This is a genomic window from Pseudomonas sp. W22_MBD1_FP4, assembly GCF_052113765.1.
In the GTDB taxonomy this organism is placed as follows: Bacteria; Pseudomonadota; Gammaproteobacteria; order Pseudomonadales; family Pseudomonadaceae; genus Aquipseudomonas; species Aquipseudomonas sivasensis.
Map to the genome: position 1 here is coordinate 150,389 of NZ_JBGQOI010000004.1, position 25,844 is coordinate 176,232.

Consider the following 25,844-nt stretch of genomic DNA (forward strand, 5'->3'; position numbering starts at 1 on the left):
TACACACTGAAGGGTGAGGCGATGAGAAGTCGAGAGGTGATTGAACTGCTGGTTGCGGATGGTTGGTTTGAGGTGGCAGTAAAGGGCAGTCATCACCAGTTCAAGCACCCGGTGAAGCGAGGGCGAGTGACCGTTCCTCATCCCAAGTCGGAAATTGCAAAGGGCACTTTGCACAGTATTTTCAAGTCAGCAGGTCTCAAGTGATGGCCCCCATTGATGAGTTGAATGAGTTCTGTGAGGCTCGTTCAAAGGAGGAACAATGAAGTTTCCCGTGGTAGTACATAAAGATGCTGACTCGGACTACAGCGTGACGGTCCCCGACGTACCAGGGTGTTTTTCGGCTGGTGGGTCGTTTTCCGAAGCGCTGGATAATGTCCGTGAGGCACTCGCACTGCATCTGGAAGGGCTGGTTGCAGACCAGGAAACACTTCCCCATGCGCAGGAGGTTGATGCCCATTGGGATAACCCGGATTTTGCCGGTGGCGTATGGGCGATAGTCGACTTTGATCTCACCCCTTATCTGGGGAGATCGGTGCGGTTCAATGCTTCTTTGCCGGAACAGTTGTTGCAGCGCATTGATGAGCGAGTGCAAAAGGATCACCGCTATGCGTCGCGGTCAGGGTTTCTGGCGACGGCGGCGTTGCGTGAGTTATCTGCATGACGCAACGGGTGATGACAAATCACAGGCATAAAAAAACCCATGACACGTCATGGGTTTTTTATTGGCCGGCTACTTACACGTAGAACGACTTCAGCGGCGGAAAGCCATTGAACTCAACTGCGCTGTAGCTGGTGGTGTAGGCACCGGTCGACAACCAGTACAAGCGATCACCGATGGCCAGGTTCAGCGGCAGGCCGTACTTGTAGTTTTCGTACATGATGTCGGCGCTGTCACAGGTTGGGCCGGCGATGACCACTTCTTCCATCTCGCCTTTCTTCTCGGTCCAGATCGGGAACTTGATGGCTTCGTCCATGGTTTCGATCAGGCCGGAGAACTTGCCCACATCCGTGTACACCCAACGCTCGACGGCGGTACGGGACTTACGTGCAACCAACACCACTTCGCTGACCAGGATACCGGCGTTGGCGATCAACGAACGGCCTGGCTCCAGGATGATTTCCGGCAGGTCGTCGCCGAAGTCTTCCTTGAGGAAGCGGATGATTTCTTCAGCGTAGGTTTCCAGGCTGTTGGTGCGGGTGATGTAGTTGGCCGGGAAGCCGCCGCCCATGTTGATCAGCTTGAGGTGGATGTTGTCTTCTTCCTTCAGGCGCTCGAAGATCACTTTGACCTTGGCGATTGCCGCGTCCCACACGCTGATGTCGCGCTGCTGGGAACCTACGTGGAACGAGATACCGTACGGCACCAGGCCCAGGTCACGGGCGAGGATCAGCAGGTCCATGGCCATGTCGGTCTGGCAGCCGAACTTGCGCGACAGAGGCCAGTCAGCGGTGGTCGAGCCTTCGGTGAGGATGCGCACATACACTTTCGAACCCGGCGCGGCCTTGGCGATATTGCGCAGGTCGGCTTCGGAGTCGGTGGAGAACAGGCGCACACCCTTCTCGTAGAAGTAGCGGATGTCCTTGGATTTCTTGATGGTGTTGCCGTAGCTGATACGGTCGGCGCTGACGCCACGGTCCATGACCTTGTCCAGCTCATAGATCGAGGCGATGTCGAAGCTCGAACCCTTGTCTTTCAACAGGTCGATGATCTCGACAGCTGGGTTGGCCTTGACCGCGTAATACACCTTGGCGAATTCGAAACCGGCGCGCAGGTCATCGTAGGCCTGGCTGATCATGGCGGTGTCGATGACCACGAACGGGGTTTCTTGCTTGTCGGCGAACGCCTTCATTTTGTCAAAAGTGGCGCGCGCGAAATAATCTTCGACGTTGATCGACATGCTGGGAACTCCTAAGGGCAAACTAAAATTAGCAATGGGTGCAAATGAACGTCCTCCGTATCCCCACTTTGGTTCGCCTACTTCCCAAGGCATGTCGCCGAAAGCAAAAAGGCCATGGGATCAACTGCGTCCCTTGGCCTTGCTGTCTCGTCGTCAGTACTTGAGCCGGATGGATCGTTTCCAGCATGGACGTTCGGCGCGAACTTTAGGGCGTGAGGGGCTTGAGATCAACTAAAAATGTCGCGTTTTTGCACGCGTTCGTCGCGCGATGGCGTGCAGCTACTTATGTAACCGACAGGTGTGACGGATTGATGTTCCCCAAAAGGGGAAAATTGAAGGGGATTCAGCGCTTTCGTGGCGAAGGAGTAAGTGCCTTCGCCACGAAGGCTATCAGCGTGGGGCAATCAGCCAACAAAACGTCAGAACGGAATCAGGGTGAAGCTATGGGTCTTCTTAATGTCCGGGTATTGAGCCGTGGAAACGATAAATGAAACGTTTGTAGTGCTCTGTACATTCCTTACCGTCAGCGTACCGTTCAATGGCCCCGGGCCTGATGCGAAGCTGGCCCCTGATGTGCTTGTACTCCAGGTTGTGGTGACGTTTGGAATCGCGGTGCCGCGTTCGTCCACGAGCTGGGCAGCGATCGTCAATTTGAAGTCTTCGCCTCGTTTGACACGCTGTGGATCAGCGATTCCACCGATGATCATTTCCGCTGGGGCCCGGGGTTTTTCCGCGGAGATTGGAGTGGCCGATTCTTTCGTACTCATAGGGAGCCTCGTAGGTTCAAGACGTTAGGTGCAAGAGCGTTTCGATGTGTCGAGGCGCATTGGAACCTATTCCTGAATCCTTGGAACCTGTGAGTTCTGACAGTCTTTAAGGCTTAGTTAGAATGAGATTTGCGCGGCTTATCGCGTCCTGACTCGGCTCATGCACTGCCGGGTTTGTGGAAAACTCGAACAGTGATGGGCCGTTTCAGCGTGAATGGGTCTAACTGTGCATCAGCTCAAGGCTGTCTCAGCCGGCGAAACGATACTGGTCTTGCCCCCACGGGACTTACCGGAGCTCAGGTACTCGGCAATCGACTCCTGGGTCACTTCACCCAGGAACACCCGCTCGGCATCCATCACCGGCAGCCACGAACGATTGAACTCGTACATACGCGACAACAGGATGCGCAAGTGCTCGTCATACGCCGCCGTGGCGTTGAATTCGCGGAGGTACTGGCCACAAGTGCCGGTCTGACGGTGCAGGTCGCGACGTCGTACATAACCCAGCGCTTTGTTCTCGGCGCAGGTGACGACCACATAGCGGCGGTCGGTTTCGTCCATCAGCTCCAGGGCATCGGCCACCGGGGTTTCCGGGCTCACCGACGGGGCGTTGTCCGCCGCGTCTTCGGCCTTCACCAGCAGCAGGCGCTTGAGGGTGCTGTCCTGGCCCACGAAGTTGCTGACGAACTCATCGGCCGGGTGCGCCAGCAGCGTATCCGGATGGTCGATCTGCAGCAGCTTGCCGGCGCGGAAGATCGCGATCTTGTCACCCAGTTTGATGGCTTCGTCGATGTCGTGGCTGACCATGATTACGGTCTTGTTCAGCGCGCGTTGCATCTCAAAGAACTCGTTCTGGATCATCTCGCGGTTGATCGGGTCGACCGCGCCGAATGGCTCATCCATCAGCAGCAACGGCGCATCGGCCGCCAGTGCGCGAATAACGCCGATCCGCTGTTGCTGGCCGCCCGACAGTTCACGCGGATAGCGGTGCAGATACTGCTTAGGCTCCAGCTTGATCATGCTCATCAACTCGCGGGCGCGGTCGTGGCATTTTTGCTTGTCCCAGCCGAGCAGCTTGGGCACGACCACGATGTTTTCCTCGATGGTCATGTTCGGGAACAGGCCGATCTGCTGGATCACATAGCCGATGTTGCGACGCAGTGTCACTTCGTCGAGGTCGGTGGTGTCTTCACCGTTAATCAGGATCTTGCCCGAGGTCGGCTTGATCAGGCGGTTGATCATTTTCAGCGTGGTGCTCTTGCCGCAGCCCGAAGGGCCGAGGAATACGCAAATCTCGCCTTCGTTGACGGTCAGGCTTACGTCGTTCACGGCCGAAACAGTTTTGCCGTTGCTTTGAAAAGTCTTGGTCAGGTTTTGAAGTTCGATCATTTGAGCAGTCCTTTTGGAGTCAGCGAGCGTTGCAGCCATTGCAAAAGCAGGTCGGCGAAGATGGCCAGGAGACTGACCAGCACGGCGCCAACGATCAGCATCGACATGTCGCTGCGGCTGATGGAAGCCAGAATAAGTACACCCAGGCCACCGGCGCCGATGGTGGCGGCGATGGTCATGACGCCAATGTTCATCACCACGGCGGTGCGCACACCGGCGAGGATCACCGGCACGGCGATGGGCAGTTCGACCATGCGCAGGCGCTGGCCGAAGGTCATGCCGATGCCTTTGGCGGCCTCGCGAATGCCCGGTTCGACGCCGGTCAGCGCCAAGTAGGTGTTACGCATGATCGGCAACAGGGAGTAGAGGAACACGGCGGTGATCGCCGGCATCGGCCCCAGGCCCTGGCCAAACTTGGAGTAGAACGGCAGCAGCAGGCCGAACAGTGCGATGGACGGTACGGTCAGCAGCACCGTGGCGCTGGCTTGCAGCGGGCCAGCCAAGGTCGGGAAGCGCGTCATCAGCACGCCCAGGGGCACACCCACGACAATTGCCAGAATTACCGCGATGCCGACCAGGGTGATGTGCTGCCAGGTCAGGTGCAGGACTTGGGCCCAATCAAGATGGGAAAAGGCGTTCAGGAATTCCATGTCTTCTCCTTCTTAGTTGATGGGATGTTGGCGCAGGAAATCGGCGGCAACAGCGGATGGGCTTTCATGGTCGACGTCGACCCGCGCATTCAACTGGCGCATGGTTTCGTCGTCGAACAGAGTGGCCAGCGGCTTGAGCTCGGCAGCCAGTTGCGGGTGCTTGTCGAGGTATTCCTGACGCACCACCGGCGCTGCGGTGTAGTCCGGGAAGTAGTGCATGTCATCCGCCAGCAGCTTGAGCTTGAAGGCGTTCAGGCGACCGTCGGTGGTGTAGACCAAACCGGCAAACACCTGGCCATTACGCAAGGCGGTGTAGACCAGGCCGGCGTCCATCTGCCGCGTGTTCTTGCGGGTCAGGTTCATGTCATACAGCTTGACCATGCCGGCCAAGCCATCGGAGCGGTTGGCGAACTCGGTGTCCAGGGCCACCAGGCGGTGTTCCTTGGTGTCTTGCGCCATGGCTTTGGTGAGGTCGCTGATGCTGTTGATCTCAGGATGCTCTTCAGCCACTTTCTCTGGCAGTGCCAGGGCGTAGGTGTTGCTGAAGCGCGATGGCGAGAGCCAGACCAGGCCTTTTTTCGCGTCGAGTTCTTTGACCCGAGCGTACGACTGTTCGCTGTTGAGCTTCTCGTCGATGTGGTTGTAGGCCACTAGCGACACGCCGGTGTATTCCCAGATCAGATCCAGTTGCCCGCTTTCCTGGGCACTGCGCGCCAGGTTGCTGCCCAGGCCGCCGGTCACGCGGGTGTCGTAACCCTTGGTGCGCAGGTACTGGGAAGTGATTTCGGCCAGCAGGGTCTGTTCGGTGAACACCCGTGCGCCGATGCGGATCACCGGTTTTTCAGCGGCTTGCGCAATACCTGCCAACAGCAGGGCGCAGCTCAATATCAAGGTCAGTTTTTTCATGTGAATTCCTTTGCAAAGCCTTAAGACGGACGCAACCCGCGTTCCAGCCAGAGGCGGCTGGCCATGGTCACCAGACCGTCAAGCAGCAAGGCCAGCAACGCGGTGCACGCGGCGCCGAGCAGCAATTGCGGCTGATTGTTCAGGGCGATGCCGGGGAAGATCAGACTGCCGAGGCTGTTTGCACCAATCAGGAACGCGAGCGGCGCAGTACCCACATTGATCGCCAGCGCCACGCGCACGCCGCCGATGATGATCGGCACGGCGTTGGGCAATTCCACACGAAACAGCACCTGGCGAGGCGTCATGCCGATGCCGGTGGCCGCTTCTTTCAGTGAGCCTTGAACGTTTTTCAGGCCTTCGTAGGTGTTGCGCACGATGGGCAGGAGGGACGCGAGAAACAACGCGAAGATGGCCGGACCACTGCCGATGCCGAGGACGCCGAGGGCGATGGCCAGTACGGCCAGGGGAGGGACGGTGTTACCGATGTTGAAGATCTGCATGAAGCGTTCTGCGCGCCCGACCATGTTCGGTCGGCTGAGCAGGATACCGGCGGGGATGCCCACAATCAGGGCCGCCAGCATGGACACTAGAACAAGGATCAAATGAGCTTGCAGGTAAAACAACAAATCGTCGCGGTACAGTTCGATCGTGTTGATGCCGATCCAGTGGACCAGCAGGGCCAGGAGAGCGACGACAACCACTCCTCCTATCAGCCCTTTGCCATAGCGAATAGCCACAGGCGGACTCCTTTTTTCTTTTGTCGGCGAACACATTTCCGAGCGGCAATGCCATTCCTGGCTGTCGGCGAATGTGGTCGCGAAAAGCAGCTCGTCCATACCGGCAACGCGGTATCAATCCGAGCCATGAGCGCAGCCTCGTCAGGCTAACTTGCTGATTTATCAGCCCCTGTTCCGAGTGCGGTAGCAGGGGAGTGGACGTCTCTACCTTTTAAAAGGTTCCATACTTGGCAGCATTTAGCCACCCCTAATCGGGTGAACGGTGGTCCGGCCCCCGGGGTTTGCGCTATACTCGCCGCCCTTTTTTGACTCACCTGCCAGGCGATTTCCCATGACCCACCAGGCCGCCGAAGTCGCGAAACGCCGCACTTTCGCTATTATTTCCCACCCCGATGCCGGTAAAACCACCATCACCGAGAAGCTCCTGCTGATGGGCAAGGCGATCGCTGTGGCCGGCACGGTGAAATCCCGCAAATCCGACCGCCATGCGACATCCGACTGGATGGAGATGGAGAAACAACGGGGTATTTCCATTACCACGTCGGTCATGCAATTCCCTTATCGCGACCACATGGTCAACCTGCTCGACACCCCGGGCCACGAAGACTTCTCCGAAGACACTTACCGCACCCTGACTGCGGTGGACTCGGCCTTGATGGTCCTCGACGGCGGTAAGGGCGTTGAGCCACGGACCATCGCGTTGATGGACGTATGCCGCCTGCGCGATACACCTATCGTCAGCTTCATCAACAAACTCGACCGCGATATCCGCGACCCGATCGAGCTGTTGGATGAAATCGAAGCAGTCCTGAAGATCAAGGCCGCGCCGATCACCTGGCCGATTGGTTGCTACCGCGACTTCAAGGGCGTGTACCACCTGGCCGACGACTACATCATTGTCTACACCGCCGGCCACGGTCATGAACGTACCGATGTGAAAATCATCGAGAAGCTCGACTCCGACGAGGCCCGCGCCCACCTGGGTGACGAGTACGACCGTTTTGTCGACCAGTTGGAACTGGTGCAGGGCGCCTGCCATGAGTTCAATCAGCAGGAATTCCTCGACGGCCAACTGACTCCGGTGTTCTTCGGTACTGCGTTGGGTAACTTCGGTGTCGACCATGTACTCGACGCCGTCGTGGACTGGGCGCCGAAGCCTTTGGCCCGTGTCGCCAACGAGCGCACGGTTGAGCCGGTCGAAGAAAAATTCACCGGTTTCGTGTTCAAGATCCAGGCGAACATGGACCCGAAACACCGCGACCGTATCGCCTTCATGCGCATCTGCTCCGGCAAATACGAAAAAGGCATGAAGATGCGCCACGTGCGCACCGGCAAGGACGTACGCATCGGCGACGCCCTGACGTTCTTCTCCTCCGAGCGTGAACAACTCGAAGAGGCTTACGCCGGCGACATCATCGGCCTGCACAACCACGGCACCATCCAGATTGGCGACACCTTCACCGAAGGCGAAGCGCTGGGCTTCACCGGTATCCCGCACTTCGCCCCGGAACTGTTCCGCCGCGTACGCCTGCGTGACCCGCTGAAATCCAAGCAACTGCGCCAAGGCCTGCAGCAACTGGCGGAAGAGGGCGCCACCCAGGTGTTCTTCCCCGAGCGCAGCAACGACATCATCCTCGGCGCTGTCGGCGTGCTGCAGTTCGATGTGGTCGCCAGCCGCTTGAAAGAGGAATACAAGGTCGAATGCTCCTACGAGCCAATCACCGTGTACTCCGCGCGCTGGATCGATTGCAGCGATAAGAAGAAGTTGGAAGAGTTCTCCAACAAGGCTGTGGAAAACCTTGCGGTCGACGGCGGCGGTCACCTGACCTACCTAGCACCGACACGGGTCAACCTGGCGCTGATGGAAGAGCGTTGGCCGGATGTGAAATTCCGGGCTACTCGCGAGCACCATTAAGGTCTGAGCGGTAAGAAGAAGGGCGAAGCTGTGATGGCTTCGCCCTTTTTTGTGGGACCTCCCGATGAGTGCCATAGTGGTTTTCTAAATATTTATCTGTGGTTTTTTTCTTATAAAGCAGTAGTCCAAATCCTTCATATAAGTAGCTCTATTCTATTTCTTTGTTCGTCTTGATTTTCATGACGACAAGGGTTTTTCCTACGTCTAGCTTCCATGTCGCGCTACCCTATTTTATGGAGTAACTACAGATGGATAATGCTAACCCGGCAGCGGCGTTAAGAAGCGTGGAAGGAAGAGTCAATGAAAGGGTCGCTATTCTAGAACGCTACTACGATTTACTTTCACAAAGTTCTGCCGGTTTTGAATCGCCTAGCTCTAATGACGGGTTCGAACCTTCAATGGAACTGCCGTTATTAAATGAGCCTATGCGCCAATTTCTTTCAGTAGCGACAGCGCAGTTTTTTGAGCTTGGAGCGTATAGGGACGTACCACTACGCTTACTTGATCTGAGAGGAAATCCAAATACACAAACAACGAAAACACTTGCATCGACCCTGATAGTTGCTCGCGCTATCTGTCATATCCAGAAAACAGGGGGAGGATTTTACTGTTTTCACCTTCCTCGGGAAATAAGGCAATAGCATTGCGCGACGCTGTACTGCGTGCCCTGCAAGCAAAATTGGTTGATGAAACACAACTGAGGATTATTACACTGACCCCAACCCAAACTGTCGAAAAACTTAGATCTACAGAACTATATGACAACCCGAGGCTTCGTGCTCTAAATCCAATTTTCGTGCTAGATACGGACTCGCCAGAACGAGTGAAGGTGATTGGTCAGGATTTTAAGGAGGCGTTTTCTAAGGCAGGGATCAGCGACCTAAAGTTATGGCATTCGCTACGCCTTGAAAACTACCGCTTTTCTGACCAAACCCGAGCTTTTTTTGACTTCGAATACGGAGACGCCTGGGATGTGGGCAGAAAAACAGTACATGTGCATGCAGTCTCAAGCGCATATGGACTCTTAGGCTATTTGTCAGGGGTAAAATTTTTAAGGGAGAACAAACACGCTGTAGCATCGCCATCATTTCTATTGGTCCAGCATTTGGCTACAAGTGACATGGTACTCCACATACTGGATGGTGATTTTTCCGGAACGTCTACGCCTCGCTATTCACGTTTGGTCGGCGGACTATGGGGGCAATCAGCATCCCCACATTTCCCTGCTACGACTTGGAGTCCAAGTGAGGTCCTTGAACCAACTTTTTATACACATCAGCCTACTACTGCTGATGAAATGACTGCAGCAATAAGAGAAGGCGGCGGTTCAGGTATTGTTGTATCTCTTCATGAATGCTTGCAGCGTTATAGCGAGTGCGTGCAATTATTAGTGAATACGCCGGTGAAGCTACCCTCAGACCCTCGGGATCTCAAGGAGTGGTCATTAGTCATGGCGCTCTGCGGGTGTTTGAATGCAATTGATCGTGGATTATTAACGCCGAGTAACGGATGTACCATACATGCTTCTGGCTCCTACTCATGTCAGGATTATAAACGCATCCCTGCAAATGGTTTGACTTATATAAACACTGCTGAAGAAATGCTGGCTTTTTTTCGCTAGCGTTAAGCATAAAGTTGGGTTGTGAGTATGTCGGTAGATAAGTTATGCCGTTTTCGCGTTGTCAAGGGGTACTCTGTATTAGGTGAAGAGGCTGAAATTACATATGTGGGTGTCAGAGAGGGGTTGGTCTATATTGCGCCGTTTATAGAAGAGCGTTTTTTCGAACGTTCATCTGTAGTCCGTCAAGGCGCTTTTGAATGGAGGGAGCTTGAATGCTTTCTGCAAATAGTCAAAAGCGAGATGTTATGTCTAATGGCCCCTAAGACGATCATTAGCCACTTTGCGCTGGACAGTGATGTTGTGGGGGTAAGTCGTATCCATCAGGCGGTTGATGTGTCTGGACCCTGGGATGACATAAAGAGCCAGCTGTCTAAGAGAGAGGGTAAGCGGCGAGAGCAATGTGTCGCTCAGGGATTTCATTACAATGTTTCGTTTGAAGATCATGATTTTTTTGAGTTTTATCACTCGATGCATTTGCCAACGATGAAGAGTCGCTATGGAGATCTGGCGCGTAGCGTCGAGGAAAAAGAAGCATACGCTCGCTTGTTCAAACAAGGCGTGTTGTTTCGGATATACGATGCCAAGGAGTGGGTCGCGGGAAGCGTTTCGCAAATTGATAAGTCTGGTCGGATACTAAATGCTCGGCTAATCGGAGTTAAAAATGGGAGCGGTACTTATCGGGTTAACGGCTCTCAAAACTTTGTTTATCACTCAATTATAGAGTGGGCGGCGAATAGTTCAGCTATTGACTATGTTGATTTTCAGGGGTGCGAGCCATTTCTGACTAAGGGGACGTTTCAATATAAAAAACGGTTTGGTACGAGAGCTGTTATTCCGGAAAATAATTTCGGTGATTGGCGTTTGCTTATTCGGATGGCAGCACTTAGCCCCTCAGTCAGGTATTTTTTAATAAATAACCCTCTGTTAATAGAGGCTGGGTGTAAGTCGTTAAAGGCGCTATATTTTTACGATGCAAATAATGTTGCGCGCTTAGATATTCCGTTCGAGTCAAGCGGAATAGATGGGGCGGTGTTTCGGGATTTGGATTCGCTATATGGTTAGGTTTAATTTCTTTGCCTCTCGACTTAATCATTATTTCAGTCAAGTGGCTTGGGTGCTTGCATCACTGATTTTTATTAATCGAGTGAGCGCCATGGTCAAGCTGTTTATGGCGCTGTATCTCCGTCAAATTCTGGGTTTGCCTATTGAATGGGTCGGCTGGTTGTTGTCGGGTTATGGTGTCGGCCTTTTAGTAGGTTCGTTGGGTGGGGGCTTATTAAGTGATCATGTCCCTTGCGCAAAACTTACTCTAATACTTTTATTCGGATGTGGCATCGTACTGGTTCTCTTGGGGCTTAGTACGAATATGTATGTGCTTGCTGGGCTTCTGGTATTAGGCGGTGTATTTGATGGGGCCGTTCGAACACTGCACCAACGTTTAATCATGGAATATTGTGATGTGATGGAAAGGCCTCGGGCCCAGGCATTGAATCGCGTCGCAGCGAATTTAGGAATGGCGGTTGCAGGGGTGATGGGCGGTGCATTGGCACAAATCGACTTTCGATGGTTGTTTTTTGTCAGTGCTGCGGTGATGTTTTCTGGGCTTCTGTGGTTTGCCTATTCGATTTTACATAGAACTGTAGAAGTGTCGTGTGTTCCAGACGACTTCAATAAGACTTCCCAAAAGCCCTACAGAGACCGATCTTTTCTCTGGCTATTGGCGGCCAGCGTTTTACTTGGACTTGCCTTTGAACCGATCTACAGCATGCTTGGGAATTACTTGATCGACTACTATCACCTCGGTGCGGACTTTATAGGATGGCAATTTGCATTGAATGCTGGGTTGATTGTGGTACTGCAAATTCCAATTTCTCACTGGACTGAGCGCTGGGGGGCTCGTCGCCAGATTTTAACCGGCAGTCTGCTGCTTGCTGTTGGGCTAAGTATGTTGCCTTTTGGCTCTGATCCATTTTATGTTTTTATATCAACTGCACTTTGGACGCTTGGCGAAATTCTATTTTTGCCGACCCTAAGCGTACTTGTTATGCAGTTTGCGCAATCTGGTAAAAGCGGGCATTACTTCGGGCTTTTTTCTGTTTGCTGGAGTGCCAGTGCCGTTTTTGGTCCGGCATTGGGCGGACAAATTTACGGTTTGTTCGGTGGGCATAGCATTTGGGTGGTAACAGCTACATTGGCAATGTGTTCAATGCCCTTTATCTATCAAGCTACTCGTTTCGAACCCGAACCCTTATAGACTCCTGGCATTTATGGAGGCGCGTTGGCCGGATGTGAAATTCCGGGCTACTCGCGAGCACCATTAAGGTCTGAGCGGTAAGAAGAAGGGCGAAGCTGTGATGGCTTCGCCCTTTTTCTTGGGCGTTGCAAAACAAAATGTGGGAGGGGGCTTGCCCCCGATAGCAGTGTGTCAGCCAGTACATTCGGGGCTGACACTACGCTATCGGGGGCAAGCCCCCTCCCACATTTTTGCTTTCAACAGGCATGGGATTGGCGATAACCCTGCATCGGGTCTAGCGTTTACCCACCGACTGTAAAGGAGACCACCGTGCGAAATGTTCAACGCGCTATCCCCCTGGTGTTGCTGGCCGCTCTGGGGCTGACGGCCCTTCCGGCACTGGCGGGCGCAGGAGCGCCGCAGTGGAAGGACACCGGCCCTGTCACCAAGAAGAAGCAAAACGAGGTCAACTCCGGCAGTTGGCAGCCGCAAGTTCAGCCTGCGCCAAAGGAGGATGCGGAAAACCCTTACAACGAAGGCGAAGACAGCGAAACCTACGACGACGGCGACACCTGAGCCCTGGCGCAAACACCGTATCGGGGCTAGCGTCAACGCTGGCGGGGCTGAACAGCTGCCGCGCGGGATTCACCTACTGACTGGACGGAATCAACCATGAGTATTTTTCAACGCGTAGTGTTGTTGATAAAGGTGCTGGTGCTGTTGTCGTTGGGGATGTCGACGGCCTGGGCGCATAACCCGGCGCAGGGCGGTGTGGCGCTGTCGGCGGTGCACAGTGCGCAGGATCTGCAACTGGCGAAGTCCGAGGCTGAACCGGGTGATCAAGACCAAGGCGGCAGCAAGGATGATGAAGACTCCACCACCGACGATCCGGACAGCGATGACCCGGACGATGAAGGCGACAGCCAGACATAAAAAACCCCTCCTGCCAGGCTGATGCGCAACCTGGCGGGAAGGGCTGTAGAACTCAAGCAAGGCTCTGGAGTGAAGCCCCAGGGCCTTTTTTGTGGGGATCAGGCCACGAACTGCTCGGCATAGTGGCAAGCCACCTGCCGGTTATCCAAGGCGCGCAATTGCGGCTCCTCGCTGCTGCACCGCGCCGTCGCGTACGGGCAGCGCTTGTGGAAAGCGCATCCTGACGGCGGGTTCAGTGGATTGGGCAACTCGCCGACGATTTTGATCTTCGGTTTGTTCGGATCCGGATGAATGGTAGGGGTGGCCGACAACAGCGCCTGGGTGTACGGGTGCAAAGGGCGCGCGTAGATGTCTTCTTTAGGGCCCACCTCCACTGGACGGCCGAGGTACATCACCATCACGTCATCCGCGACGTGCTGCACCACCGCCAGGTTGTGGGAAATGAACACGTAGGCCGTGTTGAATTCCTGCTGCAAATCCATGAACAGGTTGAGTACCTGCGCCTGGATCGACACGTCCAGTGCCGAGGTCGGTTCATCCGCCACCAGCACTTTCGGTTGCAGCATCATGGCGCGGGCCAGGGCGATGCGCTGGCGCTGACCACCGGAGAACATGTGCGGGTAGCGCTGATAATGCTCAGGGCGCAGGCCCACTTGCTTCATCATCGCCTGCACTTTTTCGCGGCGTTCGGCGGCGGACAGATTGGTGTTGATCAACAGCGGCTCGCCGAGTTGATCGCCGACCTTCTGGCGCGGGTTCAACGAGGCGTACGGGCTCTGGAACACCATCTGCACGTCTTTGCGCAATTGCTTGCGCTGGGCCTTGTCGGCGCCGGCCACTTCCTGACCGGCGATTTTCAAGGAGCCGGACGACGGTTCTTCAATCAACGTCAGTGCACGGGCCAGGGTAGATTTGCCGCAACCCGACTCGCCTACAACCGCGAGGGTCTTGCCGGCTTCCAGTTCGAACGACACACCATTGAGGGCGCGCACGGTGGCGTGGCCCTTGAACAGGCCACGGGACACTTCGTAGTGACGGGTCAGGTCGCGGGCGGTAAGAACGACGGCCATTACGCCACCTCCTGGTTCAAGGGGTAGAAGCAGCGTGCAAGGCTGTTGGATTTAGGGTCGAGGCCCGGGCGTGTCTGACGGCAGCTGTCCTGCACATACGGGCAACGCGGCGACAGCAGGCAACCCTGCGGGCGGTCATAGCGGCCTGGCACGATACCCGGCAGCGTGGCCAGGCGCGTAGCTCCGAGGCTGTGTTCAGGGATCGCCTTGAGCAGCGCTTCGCTGTACGGGTGTGCCGGAATGTCGAACAGTTGCGGCACTTGGCCGACTTCCACGGCTTGGCCGGCGTACATCACGCACACGCGCTGGGCGGTTTCCGCCACGACGGCGAGGTCGTGGGTGATCAGCACCAGGCCCATGTTCTGCTCTTTCTGCAGGGCCAGCAGCAGGTCCATGATCTGCGCTTGAATGGTCACGTCCAACGCGGTGGTCGGCTCATCCGCAATCAACAGTTTCGGTTCGCCGGCAATGGCCATGGCGATTGCCACACGTTGGCTCATGCCGCCGGACAGTTGGTGCGGGTAGGCGTCCATACGGCTGGCGGCGCCTGGGATTTCGACCTTTTCCAACAGCTCGATGGCACGCTTGCGCGCTTGCTTGCCGGACATTTTCAGGTGCAGGCGCAGCACTTCCTCAATCTGGAAACCCACGGTGTAGCTGGGGTTCAGCGCAGTCATCGGGTCCTGGAACACCATCGCCAGGTCTTTGCCGACGATCTGGCGGCGCTGGCGGTTGCTCAGCTTGAGCATGTCCTTGCCGTCAAAGTTCAGGGCGTCGGCGGTAACGATGCCGGGATGCTCGATCAGTCCCATCAGCGCCATCATGGTCACGGATTTACCCGAGCCCGATTCGCCAACGATCGCCAGGACTTCGCCTTTGTCGACCGAAATGTCGAGGCCATCGACCACTGGTACGGCGGTCTTGTCGCCGAATCGTACGTTGAGATTCTTGATTTCTAACAGTGACATGGGAATCTCCTCAGGCGGCGTTCTTGAGTTTCGGGTCCAGCGCATCGCGCAGTCCGTCACCCATCAAGTTGATTGCCAGCACGCTGAGCAAAATGGTCAAACCAGGCAAGCTCACCACCCACCAGGCGCGTTCGATGTAGTCACGGGCCGAAGCCAGCATGGTGCCCCACTCAGGGGTTGGCGGTTGAACGCCCAAACCGAGGAAGCCCAACGCGGCAGCGTCGAGAATCGCCGAAGAGAAACTCAGGGTCGCCTGCACGATCAGCGGTGCCATGCAGTTAGGCAGCACGGTGATGAACATCAGGCGTGGCAGGCCGGCACCGGCGAGGCGAGCGGCGGTCACGTAGTCACGGTTCAACTCGCCCATCACCGCTGCGCGGGTCAGACGCACATAGGACGGCAGCGAGACGATAGCGATGGCGATCACGGTGTTGATCAGGCCTGGGCCGAGGATTGCGACAATGGCAACCGCCAGCAGCAGCGACGGCAGGGCCAGCATGATGTCCATCAAACGCATGATGGTCGGGCCGAGCAGGCGCGGGAAAAAGCCGGCGAACAGCCCCAGCAGGATGCCCGGAATCAGCGACATCACCACCGACGACAAACCGATCAGCAGCGACAGGCGCGAACCTTGGATCAGGCGCGAGAGCAAGTCACGGCCCAGCTCGTCGGTGCCGAGCAGGAACTGGATCTGACCGCCTTCCAGCCACGACGGCGGGGTGAGCAGGAAGTCACGGTATTGCTCACTCGGGTTGTGGGGTGCAACCCACGGCGCGAAGATCGCGCAAAACACGATCAACAACATGAAGAACAGGCCGGCAACCGCGCCTTTGTTCTTGGAAAAGGCTTGCCAGAATTCTTTGTACGGGGACGGGTACAGCAGGCTTTGATCGACTGCTGACACGGGAGTAGGTGTGGTCATGGTCATGATCTCAGCGCTGGTGACGGATGCGTGGGTTGGCGAAGCCGTAGAGGATATCCACCACGAAGTTCACCAGGATCACCAGACAGGCGATCAGCAGGATGCCGTTTTGCACCACCGGGTAGTCCCGCGCGCCAATGGCTTCGATCAGCCATTTGCCGATACCGGGCCACGAGAAGATGGTTTCGGTCAGTACCGCACCAGCCAGCAGGGTGCCGACTTGCAGGCCGACCACGGTCAGTACCGGGATCAGCGCGTTACGAAGGCCGTGGACAAATACCACGCGTGCCGGCGACAGGCCTTTGGCCTTGGCGGTACGGATGTAGTCTTCACGCAGCACTTCGAGCATGGATGAACGGGTCATCCGTGCGATCACTGCCAATGGAATAGTGCCGAGCACGATGGCCGGCAGGATGAGGTGGTGCAGCGCATCCCAGAACGCGTCCGGCTCGTCAGCCAGCAGGGTGTCGATCAGCATGAAGCCGGTGCGCGGCTCGATGTCGTAGAGCAGGTCGATACGCCCGGAAACCGGGGTCCAGCCCAGGCTCACCGAGAAGAACATGATCAGGATCAGGCCCCACCAGAAGATCGGCATCGAATAGCCCGCGAGGGAGATGCCCATCACCCCGTGGTCGAACAGGGATCCTCGCTTGAGTGCCGCGATCACCCCGGCCAACAGGCCCAGGATACCGGCGAACAACAGGGCGGCCATGGACAGTTCCAGGGTCGCCGGGAAAAGGGCGGTGAATTCGGTCCACACGCTGGTACGGGTACGCAGCGATTCGCCAAGGTCGCCTTGGGCGAGTTTGCCGACATAGTCCAAATATTGCGCATACAGCGGCTTGTTAAGGCCAAGGCGCTCCATTGCCTGTGCGTGCATCTCGGGGTCGACTCGTCGTTCGCCCATCATGACTTCGACGGGGTCGCCGGGGATCATGCGAATCAACGCAAACGTCAGCAACGTGATGCCGAAAAACGTGGGGATCAATAACCCCAGTCGGCGGGCAATAAAACTAAACATCTTGGTGTGTACCTCAATCAGCCGGTTAGGCAGGTTCGGCACCGTCCTGGTGGACGGCGCCGAGCGTTTCTCTTATTTACTTCACCTGGGTGGTGGCGAAGTTATTTGTACCTAGAGGGCTTTGGGTAAAGCCTTCTACGTTTTTACGCATGGCGGTGAACAGTTTCGGGTAAGCCATGGGAAGCCATGGTTGGTCCTTTTCGAAAACGTCCTGTGCTTGTTCATAGAGCGCAGCCCGAGCCGCGGGTTCATCAATTGCGCGGGCTTTGTCGATCAGGGCTTGAAACTCTTTGTTACACCAGCGGGCGTAGTTTTCGCCGTTTTTAGCGGCATCGCAACTCAGGTTGGGCGTGAGGAAGTTGTCCGGGTCGCCGTTATCGCCTACCCAGCCAGCCGAGACCATGTCGTGCTCGCCGTTTTTAGCGCGCTTGAGCATCTCGCCCCATTCCATGACTTTGATATTCACTTTCAAGCCAACCTGCGCCAGATCCGCCTGCATGCGCTGGGCGCCGAGCATCGGGTTGGGGTTGGTTGGGCCGCCGCCGTTACGGGTAAACAGGGTGAACTCGGTGCCTTCCGGTACACCGGCTTCCTTGAGCAGGGCGCGGGCTTTGTCGAGGTCACGGGGCGGGTTTTTCAGGTTCGTATTGAAACCCAGCAAAGTCGGTGGATACGGGCCGGTGCCCACGACCGCATTGCCTTTGCCGAAGAGGGCTTCGGTATAGCCTGCTTTGTCGAACGCGATATTGATCGCGTGGCGAACCCGTGCATCGCTCATGTACTTGTGAGTGGTGTTCATTGCGGTGTAACTGGTGGTCATCGCCGCCAGTTCATCGACCTTGAGGTTCGGGTCTTTCCTGATGCTTGGAATGTCATCGGGCTTGGGGAACAGCGCGATCTGACATTCGTTCGCCTTGAGCTTCTGCAGGCGTACGTTGTTGTCGGTAGTGACCGCGAGGATCAGCGGATCTGCCGCCGGCTTGCCACGGAAATACTCCGGGTTGGCCTTGAAGCGTACCTGGGCGTCCTTGGCGTAGCGCGTGAAGATGAACGGACCAGTACCGATCGGCTTGGCGTTCAGGTCGTCGGTCTTACCGGACTTGAGCAGTTGGTCGGCGTATTCGGCGGAGTGGATCGAAGAGAACGCCATACCCAGGTCGGCCAAAAACGGTGCTTCAGGACGAGTCAGGGTAAAGACGACGGTGTGATCGTCAGTCTTCTCTACGCTCTTGAGCAGTTCCTTGAAGCCCATGCTTTCAAAGTAGGGATAGCCCACGACGGACTTGTTGTGCCAAGGGTGATTCGGGTCCAGCTGGCGCTGGAAGCTCCACAGCACGTCATCGGCATTCAGGTTGCGCGTGGGTTTGAAGTAGTCGGTAGTGTGGAACTTGATGTCGTCACGCAGGTGGAACGTGTAGGTCAGGCCATCGGCGCTGATCTCTGGCAGGTCTTTGGCCAGTGCAGGCACCACTTCGGTGGTGCCTGGCTTGAAGTCGACCAGACGGTTGAACATGGTTTCAGCGGCGGCATCGGCGGTGACGGCGGTGGTGTACAGGACCGGGTCAAAACCTTCCGGGCTGGCTTCGGTGCAGACCACCAGGGGTTTGGCCGATACGCCGATAGCGACGCTTAACAGCGCTGCGGCAACGGCAGCTTGTAGCGGGAGCATTTTCATTCAGAGCCCTCTGCAATCGATGGGACCAGACAAGCGTAGACGGCGGGCTCGTCCTGAGCCCGCCGTTTACCTGGCGCTAATTAAAGAATGTTGAACGGGATGGTGGTAACCAGACGGAATTCGTTCAGGTTGCCGTCAGACTGTTGTTCACTAGCACGGTGCGCTACGTAGGTGGCGCGAATGGTGGTGGCTTTGAGCGGGCCACTTTGCAGGGCGTAAGACGCGCCAACACCGTATTCATAGTGGTGTTCGCCATCCTGAGCCTGGACACCGTCGTAGCCTTTGTTCTCTACACCGCGGTTGCCGGTGTAGTGCGTACCGTCGATGCCCCAGCCGCGAGCGGTGTAGATGTTGAACTTCAGGCCAGGCACGCCGTATTCGGCCATGTTGATACCGTAGGCAACCTGGAAGGACTTCTCGTTCGGGCCGTTGAAGTCCGACGTCAGGGAGTTGGCCAGGTAGATACCGTTGGTTTCGTGCAGGTAGTCGAAGTACTCGTTACCGTTCACTTGCTGGTACGAGAACGTCAGGCTGTGGGCCTGGTGGGTCAGTCCCAGGGACAGGGAGTAGGTATCGTTGTCGATATCCCCCATCAGCTTTTTGCCTTCATCGACGGTTTTGTAGTAGTTGAAGCCGGTGGTCAGGCCCAGTACCGAGCTGTCACCCAGCTCGTGGGTAGCGCCGAAGTAGTACTGGTTCCAGAAGTCCTTCACGTTGGCTGCGAAGAAGCTGGTTTTCAGGCTCTTGAGCGGCTGGTAGTTGGCGCCCAGTGTGTAAACCTTGTCAGTCTCGACGCCCGCTGCGCCCTTGCTGTTGTACTCACTGCGGAACTTCGACAGGCTCTGTTCGGTACGTGGCGAAACGCGATCGAACACGCCGCCCTGGAACGACAGGTTGCTGAATTCTTCGCTGTTGAAGCTCACACCTTCAAAGCTCGACGGCAGGGCACGGTTGCCGATGGTGTCGACGATGCCGCTGCTGAAGTTCTGGCGACCGGCGGTCAGCGTGGTGTTGGATACGCGGAACTTGACGTTGGCCAGGCCCAGTTTGCTCCACTGGTCCACCGCGTCACCGCGGTCGTGGGCCAGGGTGCGGTTGGAGCCGCCGCCGATGTCCTTTTGATCACGGATCAGAGCGATCACGTTGTAGGCCGCAACTTCGGTGCTGACCCCAACGGTGCCTTGGGTAAACCCCGAGGTGTAATTGAGGATGGTGCCTTGGTCCCAGTTGTAACGACGGGAAATGCTGGTCTTGGTCAGGTCGCCTTTATCCTTGAAATAGGTGATGCGGGTGTTGCGGTTGAATTTTTCGTTCGAGTACCAGTTACGCGTGGTGCCGCCCAGGCTTTGACCGTCAATAAAGCCTTTGGCCTCGCTTTGAGCGCTGGTGCCGGCCAACGTGGTAGGAACGAAGTCCTGGCTTTGGGTTTCAGCGTAGGCGGTTGCCGTGATGGTGCTGATGGCCAGGGCCAGAAGCGCTTTGCTGCTCAGTTTCATGGGTGAAGCTCCTTTGGTTCTCTTTTTTTATGCCGGTCTTTTTAGGTGAACCGACTATTGGTGTGTAACTCGTTCAGGCACTTGCAAACGTTTGCCGTAGGAAAAATCCCAATAAAAGGCTGCACGTTTGCCGGAGAGCTGACTTCGCTCTCCTGCAATCCGGTTATTTTCTTATGGGGTAATACTGACGCCCGAGAACACGTTGCGGCCGAAGGGGCTCACTTTGAACCCTTCGACTTTGGTGCTTAACGGCTGGTTGACCGTCGAGTGGGCGACAGGCGTGATCGGCACTTGCTGCTTGAGCAATTGCTGAGCCTGCTTGTAGAGAACAGTCCTTTGTTCGCGGTCGGTGACGACCTTGGCTTGCTTGATCAGCTTGTCGTACGCCGGGTCACACCACATGGAGTAGTTGTTCCCGCCGATAGCGTCGCAGCTGTAGAGGGTGCCCAGCCAGTTGTCCGGGTCACCGTTGTCGCCGGTCCAGCCGATCAGGCTGATATCGTGCTCACCGTTCTTGGTGCGCTTGATGTACTCGCCCCATTCGTAGCTGACGATCTTCACTTTCAGGCCGATCTTGGCCCAATCGCTTTGCAGCATTTCGGCCATCAGCTTGGCGTTGGGGTTGTACGGCCGTTGCACCGGCATCGCCCACAGGGTGATCTCGGTACCTTCCTTCACTCCGGCAGCCTTGAGCAGTTCCTTGGCTTTTTCCGGGTTGTAGGCGGCGTCTTTGATGGTGTCGTCGTAAGACCATTGCGTCGGCGGCATGGCGTTGACCGCCAGTTGCCCCGCGCCTTGGTACACGGCATTCAGGATGCTCTGCTTATTCACCGCCATGTCCAGCGCCTGGCGCACTTCGAGCTGGTCGAATGGCTTGTGGCGCACGTTGTAGGCGATGTAGCCGAGGTTGAAGCCCGGTTTGGTCAGCAGTTGAAGCTTCGGGTCGGCCTTGAGCGCATCGACGTCAGCCGGACGCGGATGCAAGGTCACCTGGCATTCCCCGGCCTTGAGCTTCTGCACCCGCACCGAGGCGTCGGTGTTGATGGCGAAAATCAGTTGATCGAGCTGAACGCGACTCGGGTCCCAGTACTGTTTGTTGCCCGTGTAACGGATCTGCGAGTCTTTCTGATAGCGCTGGAACACGAACGGGCCAGTGCCGATCGGTTTTTGGTTGATATCGCTGGGCTTGCCGCTCTTGAGCAACTGCTCGGCGTATTCGGCTGAGAGGATCGAAGCGAAGCTCATGGCGATGTTTTGTATGAACGCGGCGTCCACCGTGTTCAGGGTCATCACCACGGTGTTTGCGTCGGTTTTTTCGACCTTGGCAATGTTCTTGTTCAGGCTCATCCCGTTGAAGTACGGAAACTCGGTGGGGTAGGCCTTACGGAACGGGTGGTCGGGGTCCAGCATGCGGTTGAAGGTGAACAGCACGTCGTCGGCGTTGAAGTCGCGCGTCGGCTTAAACTCCTTGTTGCTGTGGAATTTCACCCCTTCACGCAGATGGAAGGTGTAGGTCAGACCGTCTTCGGAAATATCCCACTTGGTCGCCAGCCCAGGCTGTACGTTGGTTGCACCTTTTTCAAACTCAACCAGCCGGTTGTACAGCGGCTCGGCCGCGTCGTTGTCGGTGGCGGTGGTGTATTGCGCGGTGTCAAAACCTGCCGGGCTGCCTTCCGAGCAGAACACGAGGCTCTTCTTGTCGGCGGCGTGGCCCATGGTGGCCATGGCCAGCAGGCTGGTGCCAAAAATGGCGGATAGAACGGTGGTATGGCGCATGACGATCCCGATCCTTGTTTGTAGTTGTCATCAGCGAGCAATCACCCAGGCGCAAAGCCAGGGAGACATCACTGATCCCACACACAGCAAGTGCCTTTCCCAAGTCGGAGCCTCTGCTGTCCTACGACGTTATGGGTCGCGGACTTCACAGTAAATGCGCCAAATTGGATTGACCCTGTAGGCAACGGAGTCCCGTTTCGCAGTTCGTTGCTGTAGGAAGCATCGGCTGCGAACGTGGTCAATTTCCTAAGGGCCAGGCGGATGTAATAACGGCGACGTTACGAAACGTCGCCGTCAATGATCCTTACTTGCCGCTGACGCTCACGCCGTAGAAGGAGTTCAAGCCAAACGGGCTGATCTTGAAGTCCTGCACGGTGTTGCGCATGGGTTGATACACCGTCGAGTGCGCGATAGGTGTCATCGGGACTGCATCTTTGAGGATATGTTGCGCCTGCTTATACAGCTCGGTGCGTTTGGCGACATCCGATGTGGCCTTGGCTTCTTTCACGACGCCGTCGAATTTCTTGTCGCACCACTTGGAGAAGTTGTTGCCGGACAGGGAATCGCAGCCAAACAGCACGTTCAGCCAGTTGTCCGGGTCACCATTGTCACCGCTCCAGCCAATGATCATGGCCTGGTTCTCGCCGCCCTTGGAACGCTTGATGTACTCGCCCCACTCGTAGCTGGTGATCTTGACCTTCAGGCCGATCTTGGACCAGTCGTTCTGCAGCATTTCAGCCATCAGTTTGGCGTTCGGGTTGTACGGACGCTGAACCGGCATGGCCCACAGCACGATTTCGGTACCTTCCTTGACGCCCGCTTCCTTGAGCAGCGCCTTGGCTTTCTCAGGGTTGTAGGCGGCGTCCTTGATGGTGGTGTCGTAGGACCATTGGGTCGGCGGCATGGCGTTGACAGCCAATTGGCCGGCGCCCTGGTAAACGGAGTCGATGATCTGCTGCTTGTTGACCGACATGTCCAGCGCCTGGCGCACGCGCAGGTCAGCCAGTGGGTTGGGCTGGTCGCTGCCCTTGACCTTGTCCATGACGTTGTAGGCGACATAACCCAGGTTGAAACCGGCCTGGTTCGGCAGTTTCAAGTCCTTGTCTTCGCCCAGCGCCTTGAGGTCGGCCGGACGCGGGAAGAGGGTGATCTGGCATTCGTTTTTCTTGAGCTTCTGGATACGCACCGACGGGTCGGTGGTGATAGCGAAGATCAGGTTGTCGATCTTCACGTCTTCAGGTTTCCAGTAGTCCTTGTTGCCGGTGTAACGAATGTTCGAGTCTTTCTGGTAGCTCTTGAACACGAACGGGCCAGTGCCGATTGGCTTCTGGTTGATGTCCTGAGGCGTACCGTTCTTCAGCAACTGGGCGGCATATTCGGCCGACTGGATCGACGCGAAGCTCATCGCCAGGTTTTGGATAAAAGCGGCGTCCACGGTGCCAAGGGTGAACTTGACGGTGTGGGCGTCGACTTTCTCGATGTTCTTGATGTTGGTGTCCATACCCATGTCCGTGAAGTACGGGAACTCAGTGGGGTAGGCCTTACGGAATGGATCGTCTTTGTTGATCATTCGGTTGAAGGTGAACAGTACGTCGTCAGCCGAGAATTCACGAGTGGGCTTGAAGTACGGGGTGGTGTGGAACTTGACGCCTTCGCGCAGGTGGAAGGTGTACGTCAGGCCATCCGGGGATACGTCCCAGCTGGTGGCGAGGCCAGGAACAACAGCGGTGCCGCCACGTTCGAACTGGCTCAGACGGTTGAACATGGTTTCGGCCGAAGCATCGAAGTCTGTTCCGGTGGTGTACTGGCCTGGATCGAAACCGGCCGGGCTCCCTTCGGAGCAGAACACCAGGTTAGTCGCCGCTTGGGCGAAAGGGGCTGCGGCCATAAGGCCAGCGCTAACAATTAACGGAATGACTGCGTGTTTAAGCATGTTGGCCTCATGATTTGTTGTCATTTTTGGTGGTGAGGGCGACCTCGTGAGTCGGCCTGCGGATACTTATGCAGGCGCCATACCCATTGCAAGATGCTGAACCGTTGCAGGCGGGAAAGAGTGGTACGAACGTACAGGAATGTCGCAATTATGAAAGTTTTGACATGTTTGTATCTGTTTTGAGGGTTTTTTCGGTGCGCAGGGCGCACCAAAAAAGCCCAACCAAGGCGTCTAGCGCACTTGGTTGGGGCGTCGCTGTTACTTATCTAGACTCACGCCGTAGAAGGGCGTCAGGCCAAACGGGCTGATCTTGAAGTCTTTGACTTCTTTGCGCAGGGGTTGGAAAACCGTCGAGTTTGCAATAGGCGTTATAGGTACTTGTTCTTTAAGAATTTTTTGCGCCTGTTGATACCACTTGATGCGCTGCTCACGGTCACTGCTGACCTTTGCTTGCTGCACCAGCTTGTCGTAGGCCGGGTTACACCATTTGGCGTAGTTGCTGCCCTTCACCGCGGCACAACTGTAGAGCACGCCGAGCCAGTTATCCGGGTCGCCGTTATCACCGGTCCAGCCGTAAATCATCGCGTCGTGCTCGCCATTTTTGGCGCGCTTGATGTACTCGCCCCATTCATAACTGACGATATTGGCCTTGATGCCCACTTTTTCCCAATCCTGCTGGATCATCTGTGCCGACATGCGCGCATTCGGGTTGGACGCGCGTTGTACGGTCATCGCCCACAGGTTGATGGTGGTGCCGGGTGCAACCCCTGCTTCTTTAAGTAGCGCCTTGGCTTTGGTGGGATCGTAAGGGGCGTCCTTGATGGTGGGGTCATAAGACCACTGCGCCGGTGGCAGTGCGTTCTGCGCCAATTGTCCGGCGCTCTGGTACACGGCCTTGATGATTGCCGGCTTGTCGATCGCCATGTCCAGGGCTTGGCGCACCTTGAGCTGGTCCAGTGGCGGGTGGGTCACGTTGTACGCCAGGAAGCCCAGGTTGAACCCGGCTTGCTGCAGCACGCGCAAATTCGGGTCTTGTTTCATCACTTCGATATCGGCGGGGCGCGGGTAGCCGCTGACCTGGCATTCGCCGGCCTTGAGTTTTTGCAGGCGCGACGCCGCATCCGGGGTGATGGCGAACACCAGGTTATCGAGCTTTACGTCCTCGGGTTTCCAATACTGTTTATTAGCCACGTAGCGAATCTGCGAGTCCTTTTGGTAGCGCTTGAACACAAATGGTCCGGTGCCCACCGGCTTCTGATTGATGTCCGAGGCTGCGCCTTGCTTGAGCAATTGCGCGGCGTACTCGGCGGACTGCACCGAGGCAAAGCTCATGGCCAGGTTTTGCACGAAGGACGCATCGACGTTGTTCAGGTTGAAACGCACGGTATGTTCGTCGAGTTTTTCGACGCTTTTGATCGTGGTGTTCAGGCCCATGTCAGTGAAGTACGGCGATTCGGAAGGGTAGGCCTTGCGAAACGGACTGTCGGCATCGAGCAGACGGTTGAAGGTGAACAGCACGTCTTCGGCATTGAAGTCACGGGTGGGCGTGAAGAAATCGGTGGTGTGGAACTTGACGCCATCGCGCAGGTGGAAGGTATACGTCAGGCCATCGCTGGACACATCCCAGCTTGTTGCCAGACCGGGTTCGACTTCGGTGCCACCGCGCTTGAATTGGGTCAGACGGTTGAACACGGTTTCGGCGGAAGCATCAAAATCAGTGCCGCTGGTGTACTGGCTGGGATCGAATCCGGCGGGGCTCGCTTCGGAGCAATAGACCAGGGTGCTGGCGGCCTGGGCCATTGGCATGAACGCCAGCAGGCCGGCGGCGAGGAGGAGCGGTTTTAAGGCGATTCTTTCCATGGAGACCCCTGAAGTGGCAGGCATGTAACCGTAGCCAAATGAAAACGGCGGTGACCGAGGTTACCGCCGTTCAG

The 25,844-nt window shown here is 56.5% G+C and carries 22 protein-coding genes and 1 pseudogene; 8 read left to right on the forward strand and 15 right to left on the reverse strand.

Going from position 1 to position 25,844, the window contains the following annotated elements; translation table 11 throughout:
* Positions 1–21: 21 nt before the first annotated feature.
* Complete coding sequence (locus ACEN2T_RS07520; RefSeq protein ID WP_095183815.1) at positions 22–204, forward strand: type II toxin-antitoxin system HicA family toxin; 183 nt, start codon at positions 22–24, stop codon at positions 202–204.
* Between the two features lie 55 nt (positions 205–259).
* Entirely contained in the window at positions 260–661 is a 402-nt protein-coding gene (locus ACEN2T_RS07525) for a type II toxin-antitoxin system HicB family antitoxin (RefSeq protein WP_095183816.1), read from the forward strand.
* Between the two features lie 73 nt (positions 662–734).
* Here the strand turns inward: ACEN2T_RS07525 and ACEN2T_RS07530 are convergent, their stop codons facing one another.
* The 6 genes from ACEN2T_RS07530 to ACEN2T_RS07555 all read right to left on the reverse strand — a co-directional run bounded on the left by ACEN2T_RS07530 (position 735) and on the right by ACEN2T_RS07555 (position 6,347).
* Positions 735–1,898 (reverse strand): type III PLP-dependent enzyme, encoded by a 1,164-nt coding sequence (locus ACEN2T_RS07530; RefSeq protein WP_032886216.1) that lies wholly within the window; start codon positions 1,896–1,898, stop codon positions 735–737.
* A gap of 419 nt (positions 1,899–2,317) precedes the next feature.
* On the reverse strand, positions 2,318–2,665 hold the full coding sequence (locus ACEN2T_RS07535; protein ID WP_442116526.1) for a hypothetical protein: 348 nt from the start codon (positions 2,663–2,665) through the stop codon (positions 2,318–2,320).
* Positions 2,666–2,896: 231 nt separating this feature from the next.
* A complete protein-coding gene (locus ACEN2T_RS07540; RefSeq protein ID WP_032886218.1) occupies positions 2,897–4,054 on the reverse strand; it encodes an osmoprotectant ABC transporter ATP-binding protein OsmV in 1,158 nt (385 codons plus the stop codon).
* A complete protein-coding gene (locus ACEN2T_RS07545) occupies positions 4,051–4,704 on the reverse strand; it encodes an ABC transporter permease (protein ID WP_027604864.1) in 654 nt (217 codons plus the stop codon). The genes ACEN2T_RS07540 and ACEN2T_RS07545 overlap by 4 nt, the downstream gene beginning before the upstream one ends.
* Positions 4,705–4,716: 12 nt before the next feature.
* Entirely contained in the window at positions 4,717–5,610 is an 894-nt protein-coding gene (locus tag ACEN2T_RS07550) for a glycine betaine ABC transporter substrate-binding protein (RefSeq protein WP_032886219.1), read from the reverse strand.
* 20 nt (positions 5,611–5,630) lie between these two features.
* The gene (locus ACEN2T_RS07555; protein ID WP_032886220.1) at positions 5,631–6,347 is read right to left on the reverse strand and encodes an ABC transporter permease; all 717 of its coding nucleotides are present in this window, start codon (positions 6,345–6,347) and stop codon (positions 5,631–5,633) included.
* A 331-nt stretch (positions 6,348–6,678) separates the two neighbouring features.
* On the opposite strand from ACEN2T_RS07555, the gene ACEN2T_RS07560 reads away from it, so the two are divergent.
* The 6 genes and pseudogenes from ACEN2T_RS07560 (at position 6,679) to ACEN2T_RS07585 (ending at position 13,049) form a co-directional block, all read left to right on the forward strand.
* Positions 6,679–8,262: a peptide chain release factor 3 gene (locus tag ACEN2T_RS07560; protein ID WP_090409501.1), complete on the forward strand. Its 1,584-nt coding sequence runs from the start codon at positions 6,679–6,681 to the stop codon at positions 8,260–8,262.
* A 248-nt stretch (positions 8,263–8,510) separates the two neighbouring features.
* Positions 8,511–9,883, forward strand: a pseudogene (locus ACEN2T_RS07565) (DUF6002 family protein).
* Between the two features lie 27 nt (positions 9,884–9,910).
* Positions 9,911–10,945: a hypothetical protein gene (locus ACEN2T_RS07570; RefSeq protein ID WP_442116527.1), complete on the forward strand. Its 1,035-nt coding sequence runs from the start codon at positions 9,911–9,913 to the stop codon at positions 10,943–10,945.
* Positions 10,938–12,137 carry an MFS transporter gene (locus tag ACEN2T_RS07575; RefSeq protein ID WP_122752407.1) on the forward strand — a complete coding sequence of 400 codons (1,200 nt, stop codon included), beginning with the start codon at positions 10,938–10,940 and terminating at the stop codon, positions 12,135–12,137. The genes ACEN2T_RS07570 and ACEN2T_RS07575 overlap by 8 nt, the downstream gene beginning before the upstream one ends.
* 309 nt (positions 12,138–12,446) lie before the next feature.
* On the forward strand, positions 12,447–12,692 hold the full coding sequence (locus tag ACEN2T_RS07580; RefSeq protein ID WP_099601121.1) for a hypothetical protein: 246 nt from the start codon (positions 12,447–12,449) through the stop codon (positions 12,690–12,692).
* A gap of 96 nt (positions 12,693–12,788) precedes the next feature.
* On the forward strand, positions 12,789–13,049 hold the full coding sequence (locus ACEN2T_RS07585) for a hypothetical protein (protein ID WP_122764732.1): 261 nt from the start codon (positions 12,789–12,791) through the stop codon (positions 13,047–13,049).
* A 98-nt stretch (positions 13,050–13,147) separates the two neighbouring features.
* Here the strand turns inward: ACEN2T_RS07585 and ACEN2T_RS07590 are convergent, their stop codons facing one another.
* The 9 genes from ACEN2T_RS07590 to ACEN2T_RS07630 all read right to left on the reverse strand — a co-directional run bounded on the left by ACEN2T_RS07590 (position 13,148) and on the right by ACEN2T_RS07630 (position 25,770).
* Positions 13,148–14,119 carry a peptide ABC transporter ATP-binding protein gene (locus ACEN2T_RS07590; RefSeq protein WP_095183822.1) on the reverse strand — a complete coding sequence of 324 codons (972 nt, stop codon included), beginning with the start codon at positions 14,117–14,119 and terminating at the stop codon, positions 13,148–13,150.
* Entirely contained in the window at positions 14,119–15,087 is a 969-nt protein-coding gene (locus tag ACEN2T_RS07595) for an ABC transporter ATP-binding protein (protein WP_095183823.1), read from the reverse strand. Before ACEN2T_RS07595 ends, ACEN2T_RS07590 begins: the two co-directional genes overlap by 1 nt.
* A gap of 10 nt (positions 15,088–15,097) precedes the next feature.
* A complete protein-coding gene (locus ACEN2T_RS07600) occupies positions 15,098–16,009 on the reverse strand; it encodes an ABC transporter permease subunit (protein ID WP_032886481.1) in 912 nt (303 codons plus the stop codon).
* Between the two features lie 10 nt (positions 16,010–16,019).
* Positions 16,020–17,030, reverse strand: coding sequence for an ABC transporter permease subunit (locus tag ACEN2T_RS07605; protein WP_003171721.1), 1,011 nt, complete (start codon positions 17,028–17,030; stop codon positions 16,020–16,022).
* A gap of 76 nt (positions 17,031–17,106) precedes the next feature.
* The gene (locus ACEN2T_RS07610) at positions 17,107–18,705 is read right to left on the reverse strand and encodes an ABC transporter substrate-binding protein (protein ID WP_095183824.1); all 1,599 of its coding nucleotides are present in this window, start codon (positions 18,703–18,705) and stop codon (positions 17,107–17,109) included.
* 80 nt (positions 18,706–18,785) lie between these two features.
* Positions 18,786–20,201, reverse strand: coding sequence for an OprD family outer membrane porin (locus ACEN2T_RS07615; RefSeq protein WP_032886229.1), 1,416 nt, complete (start codon positions 20,199–20,201; stop codon positions 18,786–18,788).
* A gap of 171 nt (positions 20,202–20,372) precedes the next feature.
* Entirely contained in the window at positions 20,373–21,926 is a 1,554-nt protein-coding gene (locus ACEN2T_RS07620; protein WP_371260713.1) for an ABC transporter substrate-binding protein, read from the reverse strand.
* 355 nt (positions 21,927–22,281) lie between these two features.
* Positions 22,282–23,910 carry an ABC transporter substrate-binding protein gene (locus tag ACEN2T_RS07625; RefSeq protein WP_032886231.1) on the reverse strand — a complete coding sequence of 543 codons (1,629 nt, stop codon included), beginning with the start codon at positions 23,908–23,910 and terminating at the stop codon, positions 22,282–22,284.
* A 258-nt stretch (positions 23,911–24,168) separates the two neighbouring features.
* Entirely contained in the window at positions 24,169–25,770 is a 1,602-nt protein-coding gene (locus tag ACEN2T_RS07630; protein ID WP_122680371.1) for an ABC transporter substrate-binding protein, read from the reverse strand.
* Positions 25,771–25,844: the final 74 nt, after the last annotated feature.